Below are 26,425 nucleotides of genomic sequence, written 5' to 3' on the forward strand. Positions count from 1 at the left end.
GGCTCACCGCGTTCTCACCGCGTCGCACCTGAAGAGGGGCCCGCACTCGGTATCCGGCATCCACTAATGTCCGGCATCCAGAGTCAGACAACCGGCATCCGGCATCCGACACCCGGCGTCCGGCGTCCGGTATCCAGCTCCAGGCACCCGACATCCGGCGTCAGGCACCGGGCGTCGGGCACTGGGCGCCAGGTATCTGACGTCAGGCACCGGCCGTCAGGCACTGGCCGTCAGGCACTGGGCACCCGACATCCGGCGTCCGGCTCTGCCCGGCATCTGGCATATGGCAACCGGCATATGGCAACTGGTAGCCCACTCCCCCGTAGCCGGTATCGGAGCGAGCCTGGCTCGTCCTGTCCAGGAAACGGCGCCGCCGCCCGGGGAAGGTCCCGCGGGCGGCGGCGCGAAGGCGTCTCAGGCCGGGATCAGCCGACGGTCTGGTGCTCGTGCATGCACACCGAGCACGGGGTGAGGCCCTTCGCCTCGGCCTCGGCGCGCGGCATCGACAGCACGCCACTCGCCTCGGCGGCCCGCACCAGCGGGCAGGAGGAGTTGTGGAAGCGCTTGGTGCCGCCGATCACCTTGACGATGCCGGGCCGGTCGAGCCTGACGGTGTCGTTCGCGCTCTCGCCCTTCTCGGCGCCGCCTGCCGTACCGGGGGCGGGTGGGGTGGGACCGGAGGCGACCGGAGGCCCGGCGCGCCCGGGTGCGGTCACCTCCGGCTCCACCGGCTCCTGGGCCATGGACTCGGGGCGGTCGAACCATCCTCCGCGGGAGGTCGCGGACTTGCCGCCGGGGCGCTCGGCCTCGGGCTCCGACTCCGGCTCAGGGCCGGAGGAGGCGGCACCGGCGGGCGGACGCAGCCGCTGGGTCTGCTGGGTGGCGGTGTCCTCGTCGGCCGCCTGCTCCTCCTGGACGGCGGGCTTGCGCTGGGCGGAGCCTGGAACGCCCGCTACGAGCCTGCCCGGCATGGCCGGTGGCAGGGGAAGGCCACCCGGCGCCGTGTCGCGCTCGTCGTCCTCAGCCTCGGCTGGAGCACTCTGAGCGGCCTTCCCCGACGGTTGCGGACGGCCGGCGGCACCGGCCGCCTTGCCGTCGGCCGGCCCGGCCTTCTCGGCGGCACTCCCGACCTTGTCGGCGGACGTCTCAACCTTGTCGGCGGACGTCCCGACCTTGCCAGCGGGGGTCCCGACCTTCTCGGTGGGCGTCTTCGCCTTGCCCGGGGACGGCTCCTCATCGCCACCAGGGGCGAACTCCGCGCCACCGGACGTTCCGGGCTTGCCGGCCGACGTCGCGGGCCTGCCGCCGGGCGTCGCAGGCTTGCCGACCGACGCGGCGGGCTCGGCGCTCGCCGCCTCCGCCTTGCCGCCCGATGCCGCAGACGCGCCGTCCGACGCCGCAGAAGTGCCGCCGGAGGTCACAGACATGCCGTGCGAAGCCGTAGACGTGCCCTGCGAAGCCGCGGATGTGTCGTCCGAGGTCGTAGACGTGCTGTCCGAGGTCGCGGACGTGTCGTCCGAGGTTGTGGATCCGGCGGTGGGCGTCGCCTGCGTGCTCGCAGCGGTCTCCGGCGCGCCGGCGGAAGGGGTGCTCGTGGGCTTGGCACCGGCCGGACGGCCCTGGGGACTGTCGTTGTCGTCGGTGGATGCCGGTGCGCCGGGCCCGCCCGCTGGGGGGCGAGAGCCGGTCTGCGCCGCGCTCTCACGCTCGCGGGCCGGAGCGGCCTCGGCCGGCGAGGCGGCTTCGACGGGTGAGGCGGCGCCGGCAGATGACACGGCTCCGGCAGGTGAAGCGGCTCCGGCGGTCGGAGCGGAGGAGGCGGGACGGCCTGCGGGCGCGGTGTCCCTGGGACCCTGGGCGGCCGTGTAGGGGGCGCGACCGGCGGGCTGGCCCTGCCGCGGCTCGGCGGCAGGCGGTACCTGCCGCCCTCCGAGCGCGGCGTCGGGCAGGCACGTCGTGCAGGGCGTGAAGCCCTCTTCGCGTGCCTCCTCGAAGGTGAGTTCTTCGTACTCCCGCCCGTTCAGCTGGCGGCAACCGGCCACGTGGTAGCGCTTGCGACCGGGAATCACCAGCACGATCGCGTCGGGCGAGATCCCTCTCGGCGCTCCCGCCGCGGGCCGGGGCGGCGCCCCGGGGGCGGTCGCCGGCCGCGGCCCCATCCCCGGGGGGACGGGCGATGCGGGGGCGAGCGGCCTGGGGGGCTGCTGGTGCGGCATCGTGGGCGCCGTGGCCGCCCCCGCGGGCGTGATCGCCGTGGGGGTGACCATCGGGGCGTTCGCCTGCGGAGTCTTCGCCCCGGCACCACCGCCGCCGGGGAAGAGCTCGTGACGCCGCAGGAACGCCCCGATCACGAGGAAGAGCGCGGACAGCACGCTGACCACGATCGACCACATGATCAGGAACGGTTCAGCCATGATGAAGCCCGCGATCAGCAACACGACCGCAGCGAGCACCAGACCAGCGCTGATGAGGATCACAGGGGGCTCTTTCGAGTGACGGACCAGAAGCGAACCTGACCCGTTACCTTACCGGCGTTAGCGACGGTCGTTGTGCGGTCCGTCGGCGCCCTGGAAGGCACCCTGGTGCTGCGACTGGTCGCCGCCGAACGGGCTGGGCGCGCCGGGCAGGGGCTGCTGTCCGCCCTGCGGGACCGCGTGGGTCATGGCGGGGGCGCCACCCATCGGGCCGCTGGGGATGACGGGGAAGCCGCCGCTGCCGCCCTCCGCGGAGACGGTCAGCTCGGCGAGCTGGTTCTCCAGGTAGAGCTTGAGCCTGCTGCGGTACTCGCGCTCGAAGCTGCGCAGCTCCTCGACCTTGCGCTCGAGCTCGTCACGGGTCTGCACGAGGGAACCCATCGCCTGGCGGTGCCGCTCCTGGGCGTCGCGCTCGAGCGTCTCGGCGCGGGCGCGGGCGTCGCCGATGACCTGCTCGGCCTGGCGGCGGGCCTTGGTGAGGATGTCGTCGGCCTCGCGGCGGGCGCGGGTGACGGTCTCGTCGGCCTCGCGGCGCGCGTCGGCGATCGCCTGGTCGGCGGTCTGCTGCGCGAGGGCGAGCACGCGGGCCGCGGTGTCCATGTTGTCCTCGGCGGGAGGCATGCTCATGGCCACGGGAACCGGCTGCGGCGGCGGCGGAGCCTGCATGGGCTCCGGCTGCGGGGGCGCCATCATCTCCGGCTTGGGCTGCTCCTGCACGGGGGCGGAGGCCATCGGCATGTTCATGCCGCCGGGCACCTTGCCACGCAGGCACTCGGCCAGCTTGGCGCGGAGCTCCTCGTTCTCTTGGATCAGGCGGTCAAGCTCAGCCTCGACCTCGTCGAGGAAGGCATCCACCTCTTCCTCGTCGTAGCCCGGCCGCAGCCGGGTGGTACTGAATTGCTTGTTCCGCACATCAGCGGGCGTCAGCGGCATCTTTTTGGTCTCCTTGGCGCGCTTGGAGTCTGTCCGGAGGGACGGTACCCGATCACTACAGCGCGGACACGAGTTGGATCATGACCAAGACCACAATGAAAAGCACTGTGAAGCTTAGGTCAAAGGCCACCGTACCCAACCGGAGGGGAGGAATGAAACGGCGGAGAAACTTGAGAGGTGGGTCGGTTGCGGTGTATGTGGCCTCGGCGAGCACCAGGACGAATCCCGATGGACGCCACTGCCGGGCGAACGCCTGCACCGTCTCAAAGATCATTCTGCCGATGAGCAACACCAGATACAGAGACAGGACAACGACCAAGATCTCGCCTACGATCCCCACGGTCCGGCCGCGCCTCCACTTCTAGGTGCCCCTCCCGGCCTCGGTGAGACCAGGGTCGGGTCGATAGACATACACAGACTCTAACTCTGGTTGAAGAACCCGCGTTCCGCGATTCGGGCCTTGTCCTCGGCGGTCACCTCGACATTGGCTGGGGACAACAGGAACACCTTGTTGGTAACACGTTCGATGCTCCCGTGTAGGCCAAAGACCAGACCTGCCGCGAAATCGACAAGCCGCTTGGCGTCGGAGTCAACCATCTCGGTCAGGTTCATGATGACGGGAGTGCCGTCGCGGAAGTGCTCGCCGATGGTGCGCGCCTCGTTGTAGGTGCGCGGGTGGAGCGTGGTGATGCGCGCCAGATCGGTCGTGCGGCGCTCCAGGACAGTCGTGGCCGGCCGGGGCGCGGGCACACCGGGGTCGGAGTCGTCGTCACGGTCGTGGGAGGCCGCCGGACGGTCCTGCTCGGTCCGGCGCGACTCCTCCTCGTACTCGTAGTCGTCGTCGGTGTAGGTCTCGTACCTCTCGTAGCGGTCGTCCTCCACGAGACCGAGGTAGACCGCCATCTTGCGCATCGCGCCGGCCATCGCTACGTCGTCCTCCTGCTCATGGTCGCACTCGCTCGGGCCTTCCGCCGGGGTGCGTGTCGGCGGCCGGGCCGAGGCGGTAGCCGTACCCCCTTGGAGCTCACCGCTGATCGACCTCTACTTCTGCCGCGGACCTCACGATCCGCTGGAGGGGACATTACCTGACGAAGGGCTTGCGACGACCGAGCAACGCCGTACCGACGCGCACGTGTGTCGCGCCGTGCGCGATTGCCTGCGCCAGATCGCCGCTCATCCCCGCCGAGATTATGGTCGCACCAGGATGCCCGGCCTGTACGGCCAGTGCGAGTTCCCGCAGCCGGGCGAACGACTTGCCCGGTTCCTCCCCCAGCGGGGCGACGGCCATGACGCCGCCGAGCCTGAGCCCGTCGGTGGCCGCGATCTCGTCGGCCAGTGCCGGCACGTCGACGGGGCGGACACCGCCCCGGTCAGGATCGTCGTCAAGGGCGACCTGCACCAGGCAGCCGATCCGCCTGCCCGCCCTGACGGCCTCGCGCCCGAGCGCGGCGACCAACCGCGAGCGGTCGACGGAGTGGACCACGTCGGCGTACCCGGCCACCGAGCGCACCTTGTTGGTCTGCAGCTGGCCGACGAAGTGCCAGGTCAACGGCAGGTCGGCGCACTCGCGGGCCTTGAGGGAGGCCTCCTGGTCGCGGTTCTCCCCGATCTCCCGCACGCCGAGCCCGGCCAGGATCCTGACGTCGGCGGCGGGGTAGGTCTTGGTGACCGCGATGAGCGTGACCTCGTCACGGGCGCGACCGGCGGCCGCGCAGGCCTCGGCGATGCGCGCCTCGACCTCCGCCAGGCCCGCCGCTATCTGCGATGTGCGTGTTACGTCCACAAGGCATCCATCGTGCACCGTTCCTACCGTTCCCGCGAACCGGGGTCAGGGCCGGCGAGTCGTCGCCGGCTCCGAACGCACCGAACCCCCACCGCGACGGCCCATGAGCCTCGCAGCGGGGGTGTGATCCCCTCCCCCGGCCTCACCGGGTGAGGAATCTCACTTCAGGAAGTCGGGTACGTCCAGCTCTTCCTCTTGCTCCTCGAAGACCACCCTGGGCCGCCTGGGCGGCTCGGACATGCGGGAGGAGATCGGGGTCGGCGGGTTGGTCACCTCGGGCGCGGGGCGCGGGATCGACACCGGCGGAGGCGGCTCCTCCTCCGGCGCGACGACCGCCGGGGGCGGCGGCGTCTCCACCGCGCGCACCGGCTCGGGGCGCGGCTCCGGCCTCGGCTCGGGACGGATCTCGGCACGCAGCTCGGGACGGGGCTCCGCACGCAGCTCGGGCCGCAGGTCGGAGCGCGGCTCGGCGCGCAGCTCGGGCCGCGGGGGCTCCGGCCTGACCTCGACGCGGGGCTCGACGCGCGGCGGCTCGGCCTTCACGCTCGGCGCCGGGGCGGGCGCGGGCCGTACGGGGGCCGAGACGGCGGGCGCGGCCTGGGACGTGCCGGCCGCGGGCCTGGGCTGCTGGCGGGTCTGCTGCAGCATGGGCTTGTCGGCCGGGGCCAGCTCGTCGAAGCCCGCGGCGATGACGGTGACGCGCACCTCGTCGCCGAGCGCGTCGTCGATGACCGTGCCGAAGATGATGTTGGCGTCGGGCGCGGCGGCGTTCGAGACCAGCTGGGCCGCCTCGTTGATCTCGAACAGGCCCAGGTCGGACCCGCCCGCGATCGACAGCAGCACGCCGTGGGCGCCGTCGATGGAGGCCTCCAGCAGCGGGCTGGAGACGGCCATCTCGGCGGCGGCCACCGAGCGGTCGTCGCCGCGCGCGTGGCCGATGCCCATCAGCGCCGAGCCCGCTCCGGACATGACCGACTTCACGTCGGCGAAGTCGAGGTTGATCAGACCGGGCGTGGTGATCAGGTCGGTGATGCCCTGGACACCCGACAGCAGCACCTGGTCGGCCGCCTTGAAGGCGTCCAGCACGCTGACCTGCCGGTCGGAGATCGACAGCAGCCTGTCGTTGGGGATCACGATGAGGGTGTCGACCTCGTCGCGCAGGGTCTCGATGCCCGCCTCGGCCTGCATGGCGCGGCGGCGGCCCTCGAAGCTGAAGGGCCTGGTGACCACACCGATGGTCAGCGCGCCGAGGGAGCGCGCGATGTTGGCGACGACGGGGGCGCCGCCGGTGCCCGTGCCGCCGCCCTCGCCGGCCGTGACGAAGACCATGTCGGCCCCCTTGAGGACCTCCTCGATCTCCTCACGGTGGTCCTCGGCCGCCTTGCGGCCCACATCCGGGTTGGCGCCGGCCCCGAGGCCGCGCGTGAGCTCCCTGCCCACGTCGAGTTTGACGTCGGCGTCACTCATCAGCAGCGCCTGGGCGTCGGTGTTTATCGCGATGAACTCGACGCCCTTGAGTCCCTCCTCGATCATCCGGTTGACGGCGTTGACTCCGCCGCCGCCGATGCCGACGACCTTGATGACCGCGAGGTAGTTCTGCGGTGCTGCCACGACGAGGGGCCTTTCCGCTCGTTGACTTGCCATTTCAGCTGTTCGAAAAACTCTCAACCTCAAGTTGAGATTCAGATTTATGTCAACCTGAGGATTGATACGGACAGTAGGAGTCGCCTACCGGGCGGGTCAACTAACCGCGCCGCAAGGCCGTCCGGCGTGTCGCGCGCTGTCCCATTCGCGACCACCATCTCATTTCATCGACACCACGTCGGGCGAACTGACGTCATACACCGTCGCCGTGCGCCGGAGCAGCGTTTCGAGCACCCGGACCTTGTCCGCGATCCGGTCGGCGCCGCCCCAGACGACCGTACGGCCGTTGGTCAGCCGGAAGGAGATGCCCTCGGGCGACGTGGCCCGCACCTCGTCGATGCGCGCCAGCAGGCTGTCGGGCAACTCCCCGATCACCTTGATCGCCGCCACGGTCGAGGGGTCGGCGGGACCTGGCCGGTCGACCCGCAGGACGGGCAGCTGGGGCGGGGCGATCACGCGCACCTCGGTCACGAAGCCCTTGCGGTCGATCAGCGCCGCCTTGCCGCCGTACGGCACGACGGCGACGGGCCGGCGCTCGACCACCTCGATGGTGAGCGTGCTCGGCCACATCCGCTCGACCTTCGCCGAGGCCAGCTGCCTGATCTGCAGCACCCTGCCCTGGACCGCGTCGAGGTCGACGGTGGCCAGCGGATGCAGCTCGGCGACCGCGGCCTGTTTCCTGATCTGGTCGGCGGGGACTGTGAGATTTCCCACGATCTCCACCGACCGTACGCCCAGGACCGGCGAGAAGAACACCAGCCACACCGTCGAGCCCACCACGCCCGCGGTGAGCAACGCCACGAACGCCTGACGCGCTCTCACCTGGCTGACAGCTCCGCCACGATCCTCGGGCCGAGTTCGGTCACGTCGCCCGCGCCCATCGTGAGCACCACGTCGCCGGGCCTGGCCAGCGCGGCCACCAGGGCGGGCACGGCGGCCTTGTCGGGGGCGTAGGTCACGCTGCCCTCGGGCAACGGCACCCGGGAGGCCACCATGGCCCCTGAGACGCCGGGCTCGGGGTCTTCGCGCGCTCCGTAGACGTCGAGCACCACGGCCTGGTCCGCCAGGCCGAGCGCCACGCCGAACTCGTCGGCGAAGAACCTGGTGCGCGAGTAGAGGTGCGGCTGGAAGACCGCGATCACCCTGCCGTCGCCGGAGTAGGAGGCGACCACGTCATGCGCGGCGCGCAAATCGGCGACCAGCTCGGTCGGATGGTGGGCGTAGCTGTCGAAGACGGCCACGCCGCCGGCCTCGCCCTTGGCCTCGAAGCGCCGCTTGGCCCCTGTGAAGGCCGACAGGCCCATTCTGATGTCCTCGAACGGCAGGCCCAGCTCGTCGGCCACGGCGATGACCGACGCGGCGTTGAGCGCGTTGTGGGCGCCCGGGACCGACAACCTGACCTCGCCCCTGCCGGCGACCTCGAAGACGACGCCGAAGCCGTCGGGGCGCACGCCGGTGATCCGGTAGTCGGCGTCGCCCGCCACGCCGTAGGTGACCACCTTGAGGCCCGCCTGGCGTGCCGGCTCGGCCAGCGCCGCGGCGCCCGGGTCGTCGACGCACAGCACCAGCGTGCGGCGCACCCGCTCGACGAAGCGGGCGAAGCTGTCGTGGACCGCCCGCGGGTCGCCGTAGTTGTCGAGATGGTCGGCCTCGACGTTGGTGACGACCGCGATGTCGGGGGCGAGCATGAGGAAGGAGCCGTCGCTCTCGTCGGCCTCGGCCACGAACACCTCGCCCGACCCCTCGTCGGCGCCGAGGCCCGTGGTGACGAGCTGGCCGCCCACGCAGTAGGAGGGGTCGGCGCCGCACTTCTGCAACGCGACCGTGAGCATCGAGGTCGTGGTGGTCTTGCCGTGGGTGCCCGCGATGGCCACGCCGGAGCGCCCGGCCATGACCGAGGCGAGCGCGGCGGCCCTCGGGATGATCCGCACGCCCTGCTTGATCGCCTCGCCGAGCTCGGGGTTGGAGTCGCGGATGGCGGTGGAGACCACGACGGTGTCGACGTTCTTGATGTGGGAGGCGGCGTGGCCGATGTGGACGGTGGCGCCCAGCTCACGCAGCTCCGTCACCAGCTCCGAGCTGCGCGCGTCGCTGCCGGAGACGTCGACGCCGCGCTTGAGCAGGATGCGGGCGATCCCCGACATGCCCGCGCCGCCGATGCCGATGAAGTGGACCCTGCCGAGGTCTTCGGCGGCCACCGGGTCGACCAGCCGTACCAGGTTCATGAGCGGCCTCCCGCGATCTCGAGCACCTTGCGGGCCAGGGCGACGTCGGCGTCCCTTCGCCCCATCGAGGCGGCGGCCTCCGACATCGTGGCGACCCGCTCGGGGTCGCGGAGGATGGGCAGCACGTTCTGGATGATCCAATCAGGTGAAAGGTCGGAGTCGTCGATCATGAGGCCGCCGCCCCCCTGCACGATCGGGGTGGCGTTGAGCTGCTGCTCGCCGTTGCCGTGCGGCAGCGGAACGTAGGCGGCCGGCAGCCCGACGGCGGTCAGCTCGGCGCAGGTGAGCGCGCCGCTCCTGCAGAGCGCGAAGTCGGCGGCGGCGTAGGCGAGGTCCATGCGGTCGACGTAGGGCAGCACGACGTACTGCGGGTCGCCCGGCGGAGGCTCCTCCTCCAGGGCGTTCTTCGGGCCCAGCACGTGCAGCACCTGCACGCCGGCCCGGCGCAGGGTGGGACCGGCCGCCAGCGCCGCCTGGTTGAGCGAGCGGGCGCCCTGCGAGCCGCCGAAGACCAGCAGCGTCGGCAGGTCGGTGCGCAGCCCGAACCACGAGCGGGCCTTGTCGCCCATGGAGAGCCGGTCGAGCTCGACGATCTGCCGGCGCAGCGGGATGCCGATGTACTCGGCCTTGGCCATGGTGCTCTGGGTGTGGCCCGTGAAGACGTGGTCGGTCAGCCGCGCGCCCAGCCGGTTGGCCAGGCCGGGGCGCGCGTTGGCCTCGTGGACCACGATCGGCAGCCCGCGCCGCCTGGCCGCCAGGTAGGCGGGGGTGGCCACGTAGCCGCCGAAGCCGACCAGGATGTCGGCCTGGACCTTGTCCATGACGCCGGCGGCCGCGTTGATGGCGCCCGCCAGCCGTCCAGGGACGGTCAGCAGCTGCGGGGTCAGCGCCCTCGGGAGTGGTACGGCCGGCACCAGCTGCAGGTCGTAACCCCTGGCCGGGACGAGCGTGGTCTCCAGGCCCCGCTCCGTGCCGAGACAGGTGACGCCGACGCCGGGCACGAGCCTGCGCAGCGCGTCACCCAGGGCCAGAGCCGGCTCGATGTGGCCGGCCGTCCCGCCACCGGCGAGGACCACCCTCATGTCGGTTTACTCCCTACTGATGAGAAACGTGCCGCCTTAACGTTCCGCATCTGGCCTGACTCGTCCAGTCGGCACATTCCTTGTTGGTCGTCTCGGTCGGCCCCGTTGCGCACCCCCCAGGCCCAGCCAGCTTAGAGCCCTCGCGGCCGGTCCGGGGCCACGCGCGGCCAGAGCCTCCTTGGCGCCAGGTTCGCGTTTGGCGAAAGACAGCAACATGCCGAGCGCGGCGAGCGTCGGCAACAACGCCGAACCACCGTAGGAGACCAGCGGGAGCGGGATGCCGGTGATGGGCAGCACGCCGATCACGGCGCCGATGTTGACGATCGCCTGCCCGGCGACCCAGGCGACCACGGCCGCGGCCGCCAGCCTGATGAAGGCGTCGTTGACGCGCATCGCCACCCGCAGGCCCGCGTAGCCGAGCAGGCCGAACAGCGCCATCACCGACAGCGTGCCCATCAGCCCCAGCTCCTCGCCGAGGATGGAGAAGATGAAGTCGCTCTCCGCGTGGGGGATCCAGCTCCACTTGCCCCTGCTGCTGCCGAGCCCGAGGCCGAACCAGCCGCCGGAGCCCATCGCGATCTGCCCCTGCACGGCCTGGTAGCCGGCGCCCTGGGCGTGGCCCCACGGGTCGAGCCAGCCGGTGATGCGGTCGGACCGGTAGCCCTCAGTCGTGATCATGAAGACGGTGGCGACCGTCATCATCGCGATGATGCCGCCGAACAGCTTCAGCGGCGCTCCCACCACCCACAGCAGCGCGAGGAAGATGAGCATCAGCACGAGCGTGGTGCCGAGGTCGCGGCCCAGCATGACCATGACGGCCAGGATCGCGGTGCCGGGCAGCAGCGGGATCAGCAGGTGGCGCCATTCGATGCGGCCCCCACGCGCCTTGCGGGCCAGCAGGTCGGCTCCCCACAGCGCCAGCCCGAGCTTGGCCGGCTCGGACGGCTGCAGGTAGATGGGCCCGATGTCGATCCAGCGCTGCGCGCCCAGCTGCGACTCGCCCGCGAAGATCACGATGCCCAGACCGATGATCGACAGCGCCATGAGCGGGTAGCCGGCCCAGCGGAAGAACCGGTGCGGCAGCCGCGAGCAGATCCACATCACGGGCACGCCGAGCGCGGCCGACATCGACTGCTTGACGAACCAGTAGAACGGGTCGCCGGTCTTCTGCAGCGCCTCGATGCTGGAGGCCGACAGCACCATCATCAGGCCGAGCGCCAGCAGCAGCGCGCTGCACCCGATGATCAGATAGTAGGTGGTCAGCGGCCGGTCGAGCAGCTCCTTGAGCCCGGCGGCCTGCTCCCTGACCCAGCCGGTCGGGCGGTCGACGGGGTTGTCGGCCGTCGTGCTCACGAACGCTCCCCCAGCTTGCCCACGGCGCGCGCGAAGGCCTCCCCCCGGGCCGGATAGTTGGCGAACATGTCGAGGGAGGCGGCGGCGGGAGCCAGCAGCACGGTGTCCCCGGGGGCGGCGAGCCTGGCGGCTTCGGTGACGACACGGTCCATCACCCCAGTGTCGCGATCGGCGAGGTCCACCACGGGGACATCCGGGGCGTGTCGCGCGAGCGCGCCGGCGATCGCGGCCCGGTCGACGCCGATGAGCACCGCGCCGCGCAGCCGGGGCGCGGCCCGCCGGACCAGGTCGTCGACGTCGGCGCCCTTGAGCTGCCCGCCGGCCACCCACACGATCGACGGGTAGGCGGCCAGCGAGGCGGCGGCCGCGTGGGGGTTGGTGGCCTTGGAGTCGTCGACGTAGTCGACCTCGCCGACCCTGCCGACGTGGGCCATGCGGTGCGGGTCGGGCACGAAGTCACGCAGGCCCTGGCGGACGGCCTCGGCCGGCACCCCGACCGTGCGGGCCAGGGCGGCGGCGGCCAGGGCGTTGGCGACGTTGTGCGGGGCGAAGGGGCGCACGTCGTCGAGCGTGGCCAGCTCCTCGGCCTGCCGTACCGGATCGGCGACGAAGGCGCGGTCGACCAGCAGGTCCTCCACCACGCCCAACTGACCGGGCCGGGGCACCTGGAGGGTGAAGCCCACCGCCGGCCGGTACGGCTCGGCCAGCGCGCAGGCGATCGGGTCGTCGGCGTTGTAGACGACCGTGCCCGCCCGCTCGAAGATGCGGCCCTTGGCCCTGGCGTACTCCTCCAGCGAGCCGTGCCAGTCGAGGTGGTCGGGCGCGACGTTGAGGATCGCGGCGGCGTGCGGCGCGAGGGAGCCGGACCAGTGCAGCTGGAAGCTGGACAGCTCCACGGCCAGCACGTCGTACGGCCCGCCGACCGCCTCCACCACGGGCACCCCGACGTTGCCCACCGCCAGCGCCTTGCGGCCGGCCGCCAGCAGCATCGAGGTCAGCATGCGCACCACGGTCGTCTTGCCGTTGGTGCCGGTGAGCGCCAGCCACGGCGCGGCCTGCGCGGACCGCAGCCGCCACGCCAGCTCCACCTCACCGATCACCTCGACGCCCGCCGCGAGGGCGGCGGCGATCAGCGGATGGTGCGGCGCCCAGCCGGTGGTGACCAGCTCGCCCGCCTCCGCGGGCAGCTCCATGGAGCCGAAGCGCACCTCGACGCCGAGCCTGGCCAGCTCTCCCGCCACGACGCGCTGCCGCTCGCCGTCGACCGCCTCCAGCACCACCACGCGCTCGCCGCGGGCGGCCAGCACCCGCGCCGCGGCGGTGCCGGAGACGCCGAGTCCCGCTACGACGATCATGGCTTGGGCATCCACTCCACGTAGAACAGGCCGAGACCCACGGCCGCGCACAGACCCGCGATCAGCCAGAACCTGATCACGATCGTGGTCTCCGCCCATCCTTTCAGCTCGAAGTGGTGCTGGAGCGGAGCCATGCGGAAGACGCGTTTGCCGGTCATCTTGAAGAAGCCGACCTGGATGATCACCGACACCGTGATGATGACGCACATCCCGGCCAGGATCGCCAGCAGGAGCTGGGTGCGGGTGGTGATGGCCAGGCCGGCCAGCACGCCGCCGAGCGCGAGCGAGCCGGTGTCGCCCATGAAGATGCGGGCGGGCGGGGCGTTCCACCACAGGAAGCCGATGAGCCCGCCGAGCACGGCGGCCGCCACGACCGCGAGGTCGAGCGGGTCGCGTACCCAGTAGCAGTTGGGCCCGAGGTTGTCGATGCAGTTGTTGCGCAGCTGCCAGTTGCCGATCAGCACGTAGGCGCCGAGCACGGTGGCGGTGGCGCCGGAGGCCAGGCCGTCGAGGCCGTCGGTCAGGTTCACCGCGTTGGAGAAGCCGACGATCATGAAGATGACCCACGCGGCGAAGAGCACGATGGGGATCGACGGGCCGAAGTCGCGCAGGAACGACAGCTTCGTCTGCGCCGGCGTGATGCCGTAGACGTTGGGGAAGCGCACGACCAGGACGGCGAAGACGGCACCGACGACGAGCTGGCCGAGCGCCTTGGCGCCGCTGCGCAGGCCCAGGCTGCGCTGCTTGTAGATCTTGATGAAGTCGTCGAGGAAGCCCACCATGCCCAGGCCGGTCATGAGGAACAGCACCAGCAGGCCGGACACGGTCGGCGGTTCGAGCATGGCCAGGTGGGAGGCGGCGTAGGCCATGAGCGCGGCCAGCACGAAGACGGTGCCGCCCATGGTGGGCGTGCCCTTCTTGCTGAGGTGGGCCTCGGGGCCGTCGTCGCGGACCTCCTGGCCGTAGCCGCGCCGGGAGAAGAGCCTGATGGCCAGGGGGGTGCCGAGCATCGACAGGATCAGGCCCACCGCGCCGGCGATGATGATGTTGGTCACTTGGTGACCCTCCCGAGGACCAGCTCGGCGGTGCGCTGGAGGTCCATCGCGCGCGGCCCCTTCACCAGCACGGCGTCGCCCGGCCGCAGCCACTCGGCCAGCAGGGCGCCCGCGGCCTCGGCGTCCGGCACGTGCGCGATCGGTGGCTCGCCAGGTCCGCCGCGCGCGGCCGACTCCGCCGCTCCCGCGGCCGCTCCGCGCAGGACGGGTTCGGCGTCGGGGCCCGCCACGATCAGCCCGGACAGGCCCGCCAAGCCCGCCGTACGGCCGACGCCCTCGTTCAGCGCCTCGCTCTCCTCGCCGAGCTCGCGCAGCGAGGCGATGACGGCGAAGCGGCGCCGGCCCTTGCCGAGGACGGCGAGCGCCTCGAAGGCGGCGCGCATGGAGTCGGGGTTGGCGTTGTAGGCGTCGTTGATCACGGTGACGCCGTCGGCGCGGTCGGTGACCTCCATGCGCCACCGGCTGCGCGGCTCGGCCTGCGACAGCTCGTCGGCGATGGTGGTCAGCGGCAGGCCGAGCTCGTAGGCGGTGGCCGCGGCGGCCAGCGCGTTCTCCACGGCGTGCGCGCCGTGGAGCCTGAGCGCCACGTGGGCGGCGCCCGAGGGGGTGCGCAGCGTGAACGAGGCGCGTCCGCGCTCGTCGACGGTGACGTCCTCGGCGCGGACGGCGGCGTCCTCGGCCTGGCCGAAGAGCGTGACCCGGGCCCTGGTACGGCCGGCCATCTCGCGCACCAGCGGGTCGTCGGCGTTGAGCACCGCGACGCCGTCGGCGGGCAGCCCCTCGACCAGTTCGCCCTTGGCGGCGGCGATGGCCTGCTTGCCGCCGAACACGCCCAGGTGCGCGGTGCCGACGTTGAGCACCACGCCGATGCGGGGCGGGGCGATGCGGACCAGGTCGGCGATGTGGCCCGCGTGGCGGGCGCCCATCTCCAGGACCAGGAAGCGGGTCTCGTGCTCGGCCCGCAGCACGGTCAGCGGGTGGCCGATCTCGTTGTTGAAGTTGCCGGCCGGCGCGATCGAGGGGCCCATGCGGGCGGTCAGCCTGGCCAGCAGGTCCTTGGTGGTGGTCTTGCCCGCCGAGCCGGTGAGGCCGATCACGGTGGCGGACGGCAGCGCGCCTGCCACGGCCCTCGCCAGGTCGGCCAGCGCCCGCACCGGGTCGGCCACGACGACCGAGGGCGCCGCCAGCGGCCTGGTGGCCAGCACGGCCACGGCGCCGGCCGCCATCGCCTGGTCGGCGAAGTCGTGGCCGTCGACACGGGCGCCCTTGATGGCCACGAACAGCGATCCCGGCTCGACGGCCCGCGAGTCGATCACGACGGGGCCGCGCACCACCGCGCGTGGGTCCGTCATGCCTGACAGGGCGCCGGAGGTTATCTCGGCGATCCTGGCCAGCGGCATCGGGATCATAGGTTCTTCCTGCTTTCCTTGCGTGCGTCGATCGCCTCGGCGACCACGGCCCTGTCGTCGAAGGGGATCACGTCGCCTGAGATGTACTGGCCCTGCTCGTGGCCCTTGCCCGCCACGACGAGCACGTCGCCGCGCTCGGCCGTCTCGACCGCCAGCCTGATCGCCGCGGCCCTGTCGGGCTCGACGATCACGTGGGCGCGTCGCTCGCGCGGCACCTGGAGCGCTCCGTCCATCATCGCCGCCAGGATGGCCAGCGGGTCCTCCGAGCGCGGATTGTCGCTGGTGAAAATCGCCACATCGGCCAGCCTCGCGGCGGCCTCCCCCATGAGGGGACGCTTGCCCTTGTCACGGTCGCCGCCGCAGCCGAGCACGACCGTCAGCCTGCCGGTGGTCACCGACCGCAGCGAGGTCAGGACCGACTCGACGGCGCCGGGTTTGTGCGCGTAGTCGACGATCGCCTGGAACTCCTCGCCCGGTGAGGTGACGCGCTGCATCCGGCCGGGCACGCCCGTCATGGCGCCCACGCCGTGCGCGGCGGTGCGCACCGGGACGCCCGCCTCGACCAGCGTCACGATGGCGCCGAGGGCGTTGGCGACGTTGAACGGGCCGGGCAGCGAGATCGCCACGTCCTCGTCGACGCCGCCGGGCCCGACGACCCTGAAGGCGCTGCCGTCGGAGCCGAACCTGACGTCGAAGGCGCGCCAGTCGGCGGCGGGGTCGCCGGTGGCGGAGAACGTGGTCATCGGGATCTTGGCCAGCTGGAGCAGCTCGCGCCCGTGGGGGTCGTCGAGGTTGGTCACGCCCGTCCTGCTGAACTCGGGCTGGAACAGTCTCACCTTGGTGGCGAAGTAGTCGTCGAAGTCCTTGTGGAAGTCGAGGTGGTCCTGCGACAGGTTGGTGAAGAGCGCCACGTCGTAGAAGACGCCGTCGACCCTGCCCAGGGCGAGGGCGTGGCTGGAGACCTCCATCGCGGCCGCCGTGACGCCGCGCTCGCGCATGAGCGCGAACAGGCCGTGCAGGTCGGAGGCCTCCGGCGTGGTCAGCTTGGGCTGGATGACCAGGTCGCCGGCGTGGATCTCGACGCCGCCCACCAGGCCCGTGGTGTGGCCGGCCGCGCGCAGCCCCGCCTCCAGCAGGAACGTGGTGGTCGACTTGCCGCTGGTGCCGGTCACGCCCAGGACGCAGATGTCGTGGCTGGGCTGGCCGTACACCCAGGAGGAGATCTGGCCGAGCAGGGAGCGCGGCTCGGAGACGACCAGCACCGGCAGGCCGGTGGCGACGGCGGCGTCGCGGCCGGCCGGATCCGTCAGGACGGCGACCGCCCCTCGCGCCATCGCCTGGGCGGAGAAGTCGGCGCCGTGGGCGGTGTTGCCGGGCAGCGCGACGTAGAGGTCGCCCTGCCCGACCTGGCGGGAGTCGATGGTGACGCCGGTCACCGCGGCCAGCGGTGAGCGGGAGCTGCCTGACGGAGCGTCAAGCATGGTGGCCAGCCCGCTCAGCGGTCGAGGCGGGCTGGACGTGGGACGCATAGACGACGGGGGACGCACGGCGGCAGCGTACCCTCCCTGTTCACTGTCCGGTGCCGATCCGCGCGGGCGACGCGGTCGGGGCTGTGGGCGGAATCTTCCTGCTCTTGATGGCGAACGTCATCACGTCCTTGAACACAGGGGCCGCGATGTGCCCGCCGTAGATGTCCTTGGCCGGCTTCTGCACCACCGCGAGGACCACGAGCTCGGGTTTGTCCGCGGGAGCGAAACCGACGAAGGAGGCGGTGTAGCCGTTGTAACGGCCCAACTGCTGATCGTATCGGTTGGCGGTGCCTGTCTTGCCCGCCACCCGGTAGCCCGGGATGGCCGCCAGCGTACCCGTGCCCTCGGCGCTGACGGCACCCTCCAGCATGGAGGCGATCTCGCCGGCGGTCTGCTCGCTCACCACCCTGGTCTGCTTGCCGGGCTTGGCGGGGACGAACCTGCCGTGCTCGTCGGTCTCCCCCGCCACGATCTGCGGCTGCACCCTGACCCCGCCGTTGGCGATGGTCTGGTAGACGCTGGCGGTCTGCAGGGCGGTCACCGACACGCCCTGGCCGTAGGCGACCGTGCAGCGCTGGGTGCCCGACCAGCCCTTGTAGTCGGGCAGCAGGCCCGCCTCCTCGCCCGGCAGGCCGACCCCCGGCCGGACGCCGAAGCCGAAGCCCTTGAGCATCTCGAACAGCCGCTGGTCGCCGACCCTGCGCGCGGCCTGGATGGTGCCGACGTTGCTGGAGGTCTCCACGACCTTCTTGAACGTCATCGTCTCCGTCTTGTGCGGGTGGGAGTCGCGCAGCGTCTGGTCGGCGCACCTGATGTGGTCGGCGACGCGGAAGGTGGTCTCCGGACGTACGGCTCCCGCCTCGATCGCGGCCGCGGCGGTGATGACCTTGTTGGTGCTGCCCGGCTCGAACACCTCGGCCACGGCCCGGTTGACGTAGGAGGTGTCGGACGCCTTCTGCCAGTTGTTCAGGTCGAGCTCGGGCGCGTTGGCCATGGCGATGATCTGGGCGGTCCTGACGTCCATGACGATCGCGGTGCCGCTGATCGCGCCGCTGGCGGCGACCTGCTCGGTGATGGCCTTCTGGGCGGCCCACTGGATGTCGCGGTCGATGGTCAGGCGCACGTCGCGACCGGCGACCGGGGCCTGGCGCTGGCTGCGGGTCATCGGGATGCGCTGGCCGTCGCGGCCCTGCTCCACGCTCTGCTTGCCGTCCTGGCCCGCCAGCCGGGAGTCGCGCATCCGCTCGACGCCCTCGAGCCCGGTGCCGTCGTCGCCGACGAAGCCGATGAGCGTGCCGGCCAGGTCGCCTGCCGGGTAGGTCCTGCGGTAGGTCTTCTTCGTGGTGACGGCCGGCAGCCCGTGGTCGAGGACCCTGTCGGCGACCACGGGGTCGACGTCACGGGCGATGAGCTCGTAGCGCGAGGTGGTCCTGGCCAGCTTGGCCAGGATGTCGGCCTCGGGCTTGCCCAGTTCCCTGGCCAGCACCGAGGTCACCTTGGCGTACTGCTCGGGACGGACCTTGCTCGGGTCGATCGCGATCTCCCGTGCCTCGACCGTGACGGCGAGCTCGTGGCCGTTGACGTCGGTGATGGAGCCGCGCTTGGCGGGGATGACCTCGCTGATCACCCGCTGGTCGGCGGCCTTGGCCTCGTAGATCTTGGAGTCGAGGCCCTGCAGCTGGATGAGCCGCCCGGCGAAGATCGACAGGATGAAGGTCATGCCGATCAGGCCGATGTTGAGGCGCCGGCGGGGGTTGCCCAGGCGCAGCACCAGCGGCGGGCGTGGCGGCCTCGGTGGGGGCGGCGGCCTGCGCGGCTGCCGGCGCGGGCCCTGCGGCTGGCCCTGGGACCCGCCCGGAGGCCGGCCGGAGGTCCTGCCGTGCGGCGGGCGGGGTTCGCGACGCTGCTCGCCTCGGGGGCCGGGCACGGTGGCCTCGCCGCGGCCGCGCCTGGCGTCCCTGGCGTCGGCTCCGGTCAGGCCGCGCGGCAGCTCGAAAGGGTCGTTCCCGCGCCGGTTGGACCCGCCCGGACCTCCGGGCTCGGCGCCGGCCGGTCGGGGACGGCCGTCCTGGCCCGATCTCCGGTCGGAGGGCGTGCGGTTCTCACCCGCTCGCCGGTCGGACGGCGTGCGGTTCTCACCACCCGGACGGTCGGCCGGCCCCGGGCGCCCGTCGGCGTCGCCACGGCGGGGCCGGCCCGGCTCGCCGTCCCTGCGGCGGGGCGGCTCGTCGCGCGGCCCTTCGGAGCGTCCGGATCCGGTGCCGCCCTGCCGTCCCGATCGTCCGGGACCGCCCGGCGTACGACGAACGGCGCCGGGCCCTCCCTGAGAGCCGGCGCCGCCACCACCGCGGCCGGGGCCCTGACCCCTGCCGCCTGTCTCTCTCACCTGTCCGCGCCCGACTTACCCGGGTAGAGAACGTTGACGTCGGGGTCGGACACCTGCCCCTGCCGCTCCGCGGCCTCGGCGAGGCTGCCGGGCTGCTCCAGCTCGGCGATCTTCCGCTTGGCGCTGTCGGACTGCCGCTGCATCTCGGCGATCTGCTCGCGCAGCTCGCTGGCGGTGAAGGAGTCGCGAGCCAGGACGGTGTTGAGCAGCAGCAGGCTGACCAGGCCACCGCACAGCAGGCCGACGACGAGCAGCACGAAGGGGGCGCGCTGCTTGCGCGGCATCGGCCGCCGCACGCGCACCGGCGCGCCGTCCTGCGCCGGGGCCGGCCGCTGACCGATCGGCCGGTCAACGGCCGGCCTGGGCGCGCGCGAAGCGTCCTGCTCGCGCACGCCGGTCCTCGCCGGAGCGGTCCTGGGCACGCCGCCCCTGACGGGCGCACCCCGCCTGATCTCCTGCTCAGTCCTCGTCAACACGGATCCTCTCTGCCGCCCGCAGCCGGGCCGAGGCCGCCCGCGGATTGCGGGCGAGCTCTTCGTCAGTCGGGAGCTCTGCTCCCCTCGTCAGGAGGCGGAACCGCGGCTGGTGAGCCGGCAGCGGGACGGGCAGCCCCGGGGGGCTGGTGTCCCTGGTTCGCGCCGCGAGCACCTGCTTGGTCAGCCGGTCCTCGAGGGAGTGGTAGGAGAGCACGACGACTCTCCCACCGAGCGCCAGCGCGTCGAGGGCCGCGGGAAGCGCCGCCTCGAAGGCGGTCAGCTCCGCGTTGACCTCGATACGCAGCGCCTGAAAAGTCCTTTTAGCGGGGTTGCCACCGGTGCGTCGGGTAGCGGCGGGAATCGCCGCGCGAACGATGTCCGCGAGCCGCTTAGTCGACGTTATGGCTTCCCTGGCCCTTTCCTTGACAATGAGCCCCGCGACACGCGGTGCGAACCTTTCCTCTCCGTAATCTCGGAGGATGCGGGTCAGCTCGGCCGCGGAGTAGGTGTTGACCACTTCCTCGGCCGTGAGCGCCTGCTCGGTGTCCATCCGCATGTCAAGGGGAGCGTCGTAGGAGTAGGCGAAGCCCCGTTCGCCCTCGTCGAGCTGGGGCGAGGAGACGCCCAGGTCGAACAGGACCCCGTCGACCACCGGCCGGCCCGCCTTCGCCAACACCGAGGCCAGCTCGTCGGACGAGGCGTGGACCAGCGTGACGCGGTCGGCGAAGGGCGCGAGCCTGCGCGTGGAGAAGTCGATGGCGAAGGGATCGCGGTCGATCCCGACCAGGTGCAGCGCCGGATGCGCGGCCAGCAGCGCCTCGGAGTGACCGCCGAGGCCGAGGTTGGCGTCGACGACCACCGGCGCCGGGCCCGCCAGCGCGGGGGCGAGGAGTTCCAGGACCCGCTCGAGCATCACGGGAACGTGACCACCCGTGCCCGCAGCGTTGCCTTCCACGTGCATTGCTGAAACCCCCCTCCAACTAAGAATGCGTCCATACTCGCGGATGACGCTAAGGCTCGATCCCGGTGCCCCGTCGCCAGGTCCCCACCCGTAGCCGCCCGGCCAGGTCCCCATCCGCACCCGCTTCGTGGACGCCTGCCATCTGACACCGGGGAAGGTGCATCAGCTGGCGGGCGAGTGGTTGCGGGTGGAGACCTCGCCGAACGACATCACCGACGGATCGGCCGTGACTAGAGAATCCCTGGCAGCACCTCCTCCGACAGATCGGCGAAAGCCTGCTCCTGGTCGGCCAGATAGGTCTCCCAGGCCTGCTGGGCCCAGATCTCCAGCCGGGTGTTGGCGCCGATGACCACGCAGTCACGCTCCAGACCCGCATATGCCCTCAGGGCCTGGGGAATCGTGATGCGCCCCTGCTTGTCCGGAGTCTCGTCGGACGCGCTGGCGAAGAAGACGCGGCTGTAGTCCCGGACCGCCTTGGCGGTGACCGGGGCGGTGCTGAGAGCCTCGGTAATGCGCTGGAACTCCCCCACGGGAAAGACGTAGAGGCATCGCTCCTGGCCTTTGGTGATCACAAGACCCTCCGCCAGCTCCTCACGGTACTTAGCCGGCAGGAACAGCCGTCCCTTGTCGTCCAGACGCGGTTGATGGGTGCCGAGGAACACCGGCCCCACCTCCCGTGCCTCGTGAAGCGCTCAGTGCTGGTGCACCTGCCCTCCACTGCGCACCACCATACTCCACTTCTCCCCACCGTCAACTGATTCGAACCCTCTTCGGTCGCCATTCGATCAGCGTTTACGCAGGTCAGAGCGGTGGAGCGGGGTGGGGGGCGGCGGACGGCCCGCGGGCGGCGCGGGCGTGTCGAACGCCGAAAGGGTCGGTGAATACCGCATGGCGGGGCGGCCCGTGGGGAAAGTGGAGGGCCGTGTCACCGGATTCGCACCACTATGCGACAAGAACCGGATGGACCACCTGAACACTGTGGCTGTTCCCCGATATCCGTAAAAGTCGCCCAAGGATGCCCGCCGTCGTAGGGTCGTACGCACAATGAAAAGGAATGGCAAGGCGCCCCAAAAGCACCTTCGCCCCGGGGAAGCCGTTGCACTTCTCTCATGGAGGCCTGGTGGCAGTAACCCATGACGTCCCTCGCCAGCTCGACGAGCTGGTCTCCACCGCACACCGGATCCGGCAGGCGATCGAGTCGGTGATCGAGGGCAAGAGCGATGCCGTCCGGCTGACAGTGACCGTCCTGCTCGCGGAGGGACACCTTCTGATCGAAGACGTCCCCGGCGTGGGCAAGACGATGCTCGCCAAGGCGCTGGCCCGGTCCATCGACTGTCCCGTACGGCGGGTGCAGTTCACCCCCGACCTGTTGCCGAGCGACATCACCGGAGTGAGCGCCTACAACCAGCAGACGCGGGAGTTCGAGTTCAAACCGGGCCCGGTCTTCGCCAACATCGTGGTCGGTGACGAGATCAACCGGGCCTCGCCCAAGACCCAGTCGGCGTTGCTGGAGTGCATGGAGGAGCACCAGGTGACGGTCGACGGCGTCACCTACGGACTTGACGCCCCCTTCATGGTCATCGCCACCCAGAACCCGATCGAGATGGAGGGCACCTATCCCCTCCCCGAGGCGCAGCGCGACCGTTTCACCGCGCGGGTGGCGATGGGCTACCCCGAGCCGGCCGCCGAGCTGGAGATGCTCGACGTGCACGGCGGCACCTCGCCGCTGGACAAGCTCGAGCCGGTCGCGACCACCGCGGAGGTGCGCGCGCTCATCGAGGCCGTGCGCGGCGTCTACGTCTCCCAGCCGGTCAAGAAGTACGCCATCGACCTGGTGACGGCCACCCGCCACACCCCGGACCTGCGGCTCGGCGCCTCGCCCCGGTCGACGCTGCAGCTGGTGCGCGCCGCCAGGGCCCACGCCGCGCTGTCCGGCCGCGACTACGTGATCCCCGACGACCTGCAGGAGCTGGCCGTTCCCGTGCTCGCCCACCGGCTGCTGCCGAGCATCGAGGCGCAGGGCCAGCGCCGGATGCCCGAGCAGGTCGTCACCGAGCTCGTCAGGCGAGTGCCCGTGCCGGAGGCTCGGGCGTCGTGATCGCGGGACTGCGGGCGCTCACCTCCAGGGGCCGGTCGTTCCTGGCATCGGGTGTGGCCGCGCTGCTGATGGCGCTGCTGCTGGGCGAGCACGACCTGCTCAGGATCGGCGTGCTGATCATCGCGTTGCCGCTGCTGGCCGCCCTGGTCGTGGCACGGACCCGCTACCGGCTGGCCTGCGCCCGGCGCCTCGACCCGCCCAGGACGGAGGTGGGCGGCGAGGCGACGGTCACCCTGCGGCTGGAGAACGTCACGCGGCTGCCGACCGGGCTGCTGCTCATCGAGGACACCGTCCCCTACGCGCTCGGCGCCCGGCCCAGGTTCGTGCTGGACCGGGTGGAGTCGAGGGGGATCAGGGAGGTCGACTACCGGGTCAGGTCCGACCTGCGCGGCCGCTACACCATCGGCCCCCTGTCGGTACGGATCACCGACCCGTTCGGCCTGGTCGAACTGACCCGGTCCTTCACCATCGCCGACACGCTCGTGGTGACCCCGCACGTCGAGGCGCTGCCGCACGTGCGGCTGTCTGGCGAGTGGACGGGCGGGGGCGAGAGCCGTACCAGGAGCGTGGCGGCGGCCGGTGACGACGACGTCGCGCCGCGCGAGTACCGGCAGGGCGACGACCTGCGGCGGGTGCACTGGCGCTCCACCGCGCGGCACGGCGAGCTGATGGTGCGCCGTGAGGAGCAGCAGTGGCAGAGCCGCGGCGCGCTCCTGCTCGACACCCGACGGCACGCCCACCGGGGTGAAGGGCCCCGCTCCTCCTTCGAGGTGGCCGTCTCGGCCGCCGCCTCCATCGGCCTGCACCTGGCGCGTGAGGGGCTGGGCCTGCGCCTGGTCACCGACCAGGGGCCCGAGCACCTGAGCGACACCGGGGTGAGCTGGTCGCTGCTCGACACGCTCGCCGTCGTGCGCACCAGCCCGGCCCGCTCGCTGGAGCTCGGCATCACCGCGCTGCGCCAGGGCGGCGGTGACGGCCTGATCGTCGCGGTGGTCGGCGCGATGGACGCCGAGGAGGCCAGGGAACTGGCCAAGGTCAGGCACGGCAGCGCCACCGGCGTGGCCGTCCTGCTGGACGTGGAGGGCTGGGAGGTCAAGGACTACGGCTCCACCGAGCGCAGGCAGGCGGTCGAGGCGGTGCTGACCGGATCGGGCTGGCGGATCGTCACCCTGCCCGCGGCCACGCCGCTGGCTGCGGTCTGGCAGAGCGCGGGCGTCAAGTCCCGCTTCTCCGTGGGAGGTGCGGCATGAGGCTGTCGATCTGGTCGGGTGTGGCCACCCTCGCGGTCTCGCTCACGCTCTACCCGTTGTTCGACGGCGGCGCGTGGCTGTGGGGCTCGCTCGGCGCGGTGATCGCCGTCACCGCGGCGGGGGTGATCGCCAGCAGGCTCACCCTGCCCGGCTGGGCCGCGCCGCTGCTCGGCCTGACGGCGCTCGGCATCTACCTGACCGCCGCCTACACCGGTGACAAGGCCTGGGCGCTGCTCGTGCCGACCAAGGAGTCGGCGCTGGCCCTGGTCAAACTGCTGACCACCGGCTTCGCCGACATCCAGCGCTATGCCGCGCCGGTGCCGGACGACCCGCCGATCGCCATGCTCACCACCGCGGGCGTCGGGGTCATCGCGATCGTCGTGGACCTGTTCGTGACCAGGCTGCGGAGGGCGGCGCTGGCCGGGCTGCCGCTGCTGGCGCTGTTCACGGTGCCGGCCGCCGTGCTGCCCGACCCGATCGGCTGGGCCGCGTTCATCCTCGGCGCGCTCGGGTTCACCAGCCTGCTGATCGCCGACGGCCGCGAGCGCGTCGGCCACTGGGGCCGGGCGGTCCTGGTACGGCGCAGCCGCGCCGCCGCCGGCACGGACGCCGACGAGTCGGCCGACACGCGCGGGCTGCGCCTGTCGGGCAAGCGCATCGGGTTCACCGCGATCGCGCTGGCCGTGGCGTTGCCGGCACTGCTGCCGACGCTCGAGCCTGACCCGCTGTTCGGGTTCGGGGTGGGCGGCTCGGGCAAGGGCCGGGGCGACTCCATCAGCATCCCCGACCCCGTCGCCGACCTGAAGGGGCGGCTGCAGCTGCCGGAGAACAACACCGTTCTCTCCTACACCAGCAGCGACGACGCCCCGCGCTATCTCAGGATCTACTCCCTCGACGTCTTCGACGGCCAGCGCTGGACGATGAAGTCGAAGGGCAGCCCGGAGAACAGGGTGGACCAGGGCCCGCTCCCGCCGCCGCCGGGGCTCGCCTCGACGACGAAGACCACGCGGGTCGAGACCGACATCCAGGTCAGCGAGGACATCACGCAGCTGCAGTTCCTGCCGCTGCCGTACCCGCCCCAGCTGGTGCGGGCGGAGGGCGACTGGCGCGCGGACGTCGACTCCCTGATGGTCTTCTCCCCCGGCGACCTGGCGGGCGGCCTGCGCTACCAGGTGGTCAGCACCGAGCCTGACGCGAGCGCCGACCAGCTGGAGGCCGCCCCGAGGACCGTCGACCCGGCGGTCGGCGAGCGCTACCTGAAGCTGCCCGACCTGCCGCCGCAGATCAGGCAGCTGGCGCAGCGGGTGACCAAGGACAGCGAGTCCCCGTACGAGGCGGCGGTGAACCTGCAGCGGTTCTTCACCACCACGGGCGGCTTCACCTACAGCCTGGCCACGCAGGGCCACGACACCGAGGCGCTGACGAACTTCCTGGAGCAGACCAGAGCCGGCTACTGCGAGCAGTTCGCCTCGGCGATGGCGGTGCTGGCCAGGTCGATCGGCATCCCGGCCAGGGTCGCCATCGGCTACACGGGTGGCACCAAGCTGGAGGGTCGCTGGGAGGTCCGCACCCACGACTCCCACGCCTGGCCCGAGCTCTACTTCGAGGGCGTCGGCTGGCTGGCCTTCGAGCCGACCCCCGCCGGCAGCGCGGGACAGGGCACCGCCCGCGTCCCCGACTACACGCTGCCCAGGCCGGCCGAGAGCACGCCGAGCAGCGACCCGAGCACGAGCGCCGCCGAGAGCGGCGACGGCCCGACCGCCGCGCCCAACAGCAGGGACAGGCTGAGGGAGCTCGACCCCGAGGGCATCTACAGCGGTCCCGTCACGTCGGTGGAGACCACCCCGCTGTGGGTGTGGATCGCGCTGGCCGTGGCAGGAGTGCTGGTGATCCTGCTCATCCCCGCCCTGCTGCGGCTGGTGATCAGGAACCGCAGGGTGCGGACGCTGAGCTGGAAGGTCTCAGGGCCGTCCGACGAGGTCACGGCGAGAGCCGGGCGGGTGGACACCTCGGTGGCCGCGGCCTGGGCCGAACTCGACGACGTGCTGTACGACTACGGGATGGCGCGGCTGCCGAGCGAGACCCCGCGGGCGCTGGCGCGCAGGCTCACCGAGCAGTACGAGTTCGGCGCAGAGGCAGGCGCGGCGATCGCCGTCATCGCCTCAGCGGTGGAGCGGCTGCTGTTCGCGCGCGACCCGGGGGAGATCGCCCCGATGAAGAGGGAGCTGCGGACGATACGGCGGGCGCTGGCGGCCAGCGTCTCGCGCGGCACGCGCCTGCGCGCGGCGCTGCTGCCGCCCTCGGCCCTGCGGCGGATCAGGGGCATGGGCGAGGGAATCCTGGACGGTTTCGACCGGCTGGAGAACATCAGGCTCTGGACGCGGGCAACCCGCAGGAGCTCCTGACCGCCGA

The 26,425-nt window shown here is 71.9% G+C and carries 21 protein-coding genes; 3 read left to right on the forward strand and 18 right to left on the reverse strand.

Annotated features, from left to right (window positions below):
* Positions 1-425: 425 nt before the first annotated feature.
* The 18 genes from ACWDLG_RS17560 to mraZ form a co-directional block, all read right to left on the reverse strand.
* On the reverse strand, positions 426-2,477 hold the full coding sequence (locus ACWDLG_RS17560) for a hypothetical protein (protein WP_449920986.1): 2,052 nt from the start codon (positions 2,475-2,477) through the stop codon (positions 426-428).
* 57 nt (positions 2,478-2,534) lie between these two features.
* Positions 2,535-3,407 carry a DivIVA domain-containing protein gene (locus ACWDLG_RS17565; protein WP_354910351.1) on the reverse strand — a complete coding sequence of 291 codons (873 nt, stop codon included), beginning with the start codon at positions 3,405-3,407 and terminating at the stop codon, positions 2,535-2,537.
* A 55-nt stretch (positions 3,408-3,462) separates the two neighbouring features.
* Positions 3,463-3,747 carry a YggT family protein gene (locus ACWDLG_RS17570; protein WP_183659086.1) on the reverse strand — a complete coding sequence of 95 codons (285 nt, stop codon included), beginning with the start codon at positions 3,745-3,747 and terminating at the stop codon, positions 3,463-3,465.
* Positions 3,748-3,827: 80 nt separating this feature from the next.
* Complete coding sequence (locus ACWDLG_RS17575; protein ID WP_449920989.1) at positions 3,828-4,331, reverse strand: cell division protein SepF; 504 nt, start codon at positions 4,329-4,331, stop codon at positions 3,828-3,830.
* A 157-nt stretch (positions 4,332-4,488) separates the two neighbouring features.
* Positions 4,489-5,190, reverse strand: a complete 702-nt coding sequence (locus ACWDLG_RS17580; RefSeq protein WP_449920992.1) for a YggS family pyridoxal phosphate-dependent enzyme — start codon at positions 5,188-5,190, stop codon at positions 4,489-4,491.
* Positions 5,191-5,349: 159 nt separating this feature from the next.
* On the reverse strand, positions 5,350-6,801 hold the full coding sequence (gene ftsZ / locus ACWDLG_RS17585) for a cell division protein FtsZ (RefSeq protein ID WP_449920995.1): 1,452 nt from the start codon (positions 6,799-6,801) through the stop codon (positions 5,350-5,352).
* Positions 6,802-6,993: 192 nt separating this feature from the next.
* Positions 6,994-7,656 carry a cell division protein FtsQ/DivIB gene (locus ACWDLG_RS17590; RefSeq protein WP_354910345.1) on the reverse strand — a complete coding sequence of 221 codons (663 nt, stop codon included), beginning with the start codon at positions 7,654-7,656 and terminating at the stop codon, positions 6,994-6,996.
* Positions 7,653-9,059, reverse strand: coding sequence for a UDP-N-acetylmuramate--L-alanine ligase (gene murC / locus ACWDLG_RS17595; protein WP_449920997.1), 1,407 nt, complete (start codon positions 9,057-9,059; stop codon positions 7,653-7,655). Before murC ends, ACWDLG_RS17590 begins: the two co-directional genes overlap by 4 nt.
* Complete coding sequence (gene murG / locus ACWDLG_RS17600) at positions 9,056-10,141, reverse strand: undecaprenyldiphospho-muramoylpentapeptide beta-N-acetylglucosaminyltransferase (RefSeq protein ID WP_449920999.1); 1,086 nt, start codon at positions 10,139-10,141, stop codon at positions 9,056-9,058. The genes murC and murG overlap by 4 nt, the downstream gene beginning before the upstream one ends.
* Positions 10,142-10,177: 36 nt before the next feature.
* Positions 10,178-11,494 (reverse strand): putative lipid II flippase FtsW, encoded by a 1,317-nt coding sequence (gene ftsW / locus ACWDLG_RS17605; protein WP_449921001.1) that lies wholly within the window; start codon positions 11,492-11,494, stop codon positions 10,178-10,180.
* Complete coding sequence (gene murD, locus ACWDLG_RS17610) at positions 11,491-12,849, reverse strand: UDP-N-acetylmuramoyl-L-alanine--D-glutamate ligase (protein ID WP_449921003.1); 1,359 nt, start codon at positions 12,847-12,849, stop codon at positions 11,491-11,493. Before murD ends, ftsW begins: the two co-directional genes overlap by 4 nt.
* The gene (gene mraY / locus ACWDLG_RS17615; RefSeq protein WP_449921006.1) at positions 12,846-13,904 is read right to left on the reverse strand and encodes a phospho-N-acetylmuramoyl-pentapeptide-transferase; all 1,059 of its coding nucleotides are present in this window, start codon (positions 13,902-13,904) and stop codon (positions 12,846-12,848) included. The genes murD and mraY overlap by 4 nt, the downstream gene beginning before the upstream one ends.
* The gene (locus tag ACWDLG_RS17620) at positions 13,901-15,313 is read right to left on the reverse strand and encodes a UDP-N-acetylmuramoyl-tripeptide--D-alanyl-D-alanine ligase (RefSeq protein WP_449921008.1); all 1,413 of its coding nucleotides are present in this window, start codon (positions 15,311-15,313) and stop codon (positions 13,901-13,903) included. The genes mraY and ACWDLG_RS17620 overlap by 4 nt, the downstream gene beginning before the upstream one ends.
* A complete protein-coding gene (locus ACWDLG_RS17625; RefSeq protein ID WP_449921010.1) occupies positions 15,310-16,842 on the reverse strand; it encodes a UDP-N-acetylmuramoyl-L-alanyl-D-glutamate--2,6-diaminopimelate ligase in 1,533 nt (510 codons plus the stop codon). The genes ACWDLG_RS17620 and ACWDLG_RS17625 overlap by 4 nt, the downstream gene beginning before the upstream one ends.
* A gap of 40 nt (positions 16,843-16,882) precedes the next feature.
* Positions 16,883-18,613 (reverse strand): peptidoglycan D,D-transpeptidase FtsI family protein, encoded by a 1,731-nt coding sequence (locus ACWDLG_RS17630; RefSeq protein ID WP_449921440.1) that lies wholly within the window; start codon positions 18,611-18,613, stop codon positions 16,883-16,885.
* A 611-nt stretch (positions 18,614-19,224) separates the two neighbouring features.
* The gene (locus ACWDLG_RS17635) at positions 19,225-19,701 is read right to left on the reverse strand and encodes a hypothetical protein (RefSeq protein WP_449921011.1); all 477 of its coding nucleotides are present in this window, start codon (positions 19,699-19,701) and stop codon (positions 19,225-19,227) included.
* Positions 19,688-20,617, reverse strand: a complete 930-nt coding sequence (gene rsmH / locus ACWDLG_RS17640; protein ID WP_449921014.1) for a 16S rRNA (cytosine(1402)-N(4))-methyltransferase RsmH — start codon at positions 20,615-20,617, stop codon at positions 19,688-19,690. The genes ACWDLG_RS17635 and rsmH overlap by 14 nt, the downstream gene beginning before the upstream one ends.
* 278 nt (positions 20,618-20,895) lie before the next feature.
* Entirely contained in the window at positions 20,896-21,327 is a 432-nt protein-coding gene (mraZ, locus tag ACWDLG_RS17645) for a division/cell wall cluster transcriptional repressor MraZ (RefSeq protein ID WP_354910317.1), read from the reverse strand.
* 392 nt (positions 21,328-21,719) lie between these two features.
* Between mraZ and ACWDLG_RS17650 the strand changes: the two genes are divergently transcribed.
* The 3 genes from ACWDLG_RS17650 to ACWDLG_RS17660 are packed head-to-tail and all read left to right on the forward strand — an operon-like array spanning position 21,720 to position 26,418.
* On the forward strand, positions 21,720-22,763 hold the full coding sequence (locus ACWDLG_RS17650; RefSeq protein WP_449921017.1) for an AAA family ATPase: 1,044 nt from the start codon (positions 21,720-21,722) through the stop codon (positions 22,761-22,763).
* A complete protein-coding gene (locus ACWDLG_RS17655) occupies positions 22,760-24,013 on the forward strand; it encodes a DUF58 domain-containing protein (RefSeq protein WP_449921020.1) in 1,254 nt (417 codons plus the stop codon). The genes ACWDLG_RS17650 and ACWDLG_RS17655 overlap by 4 nt, the downstream gene beginning before the upstream one ends.
* Entirely contained in the window at positions 24,010-26,418 is a 2,409-nt protein-coding gene (locus ACWDLG_RS17660) for a transglutaminase family protein (RefSeq protein WP_449921023.1), read from the forward strand. Before ACWDLG_RS17655 ends, ACWDLG_RS17660 begins: the two co-directional genes overlap by 4 nt.
* The last annotated feature ends 7 nt before the right edge of the window (positions 26,419-26,425 follow it).

It is taken from the genome of Nonomuraea sp. NPDC003727, from assembly GCF_053586935.1.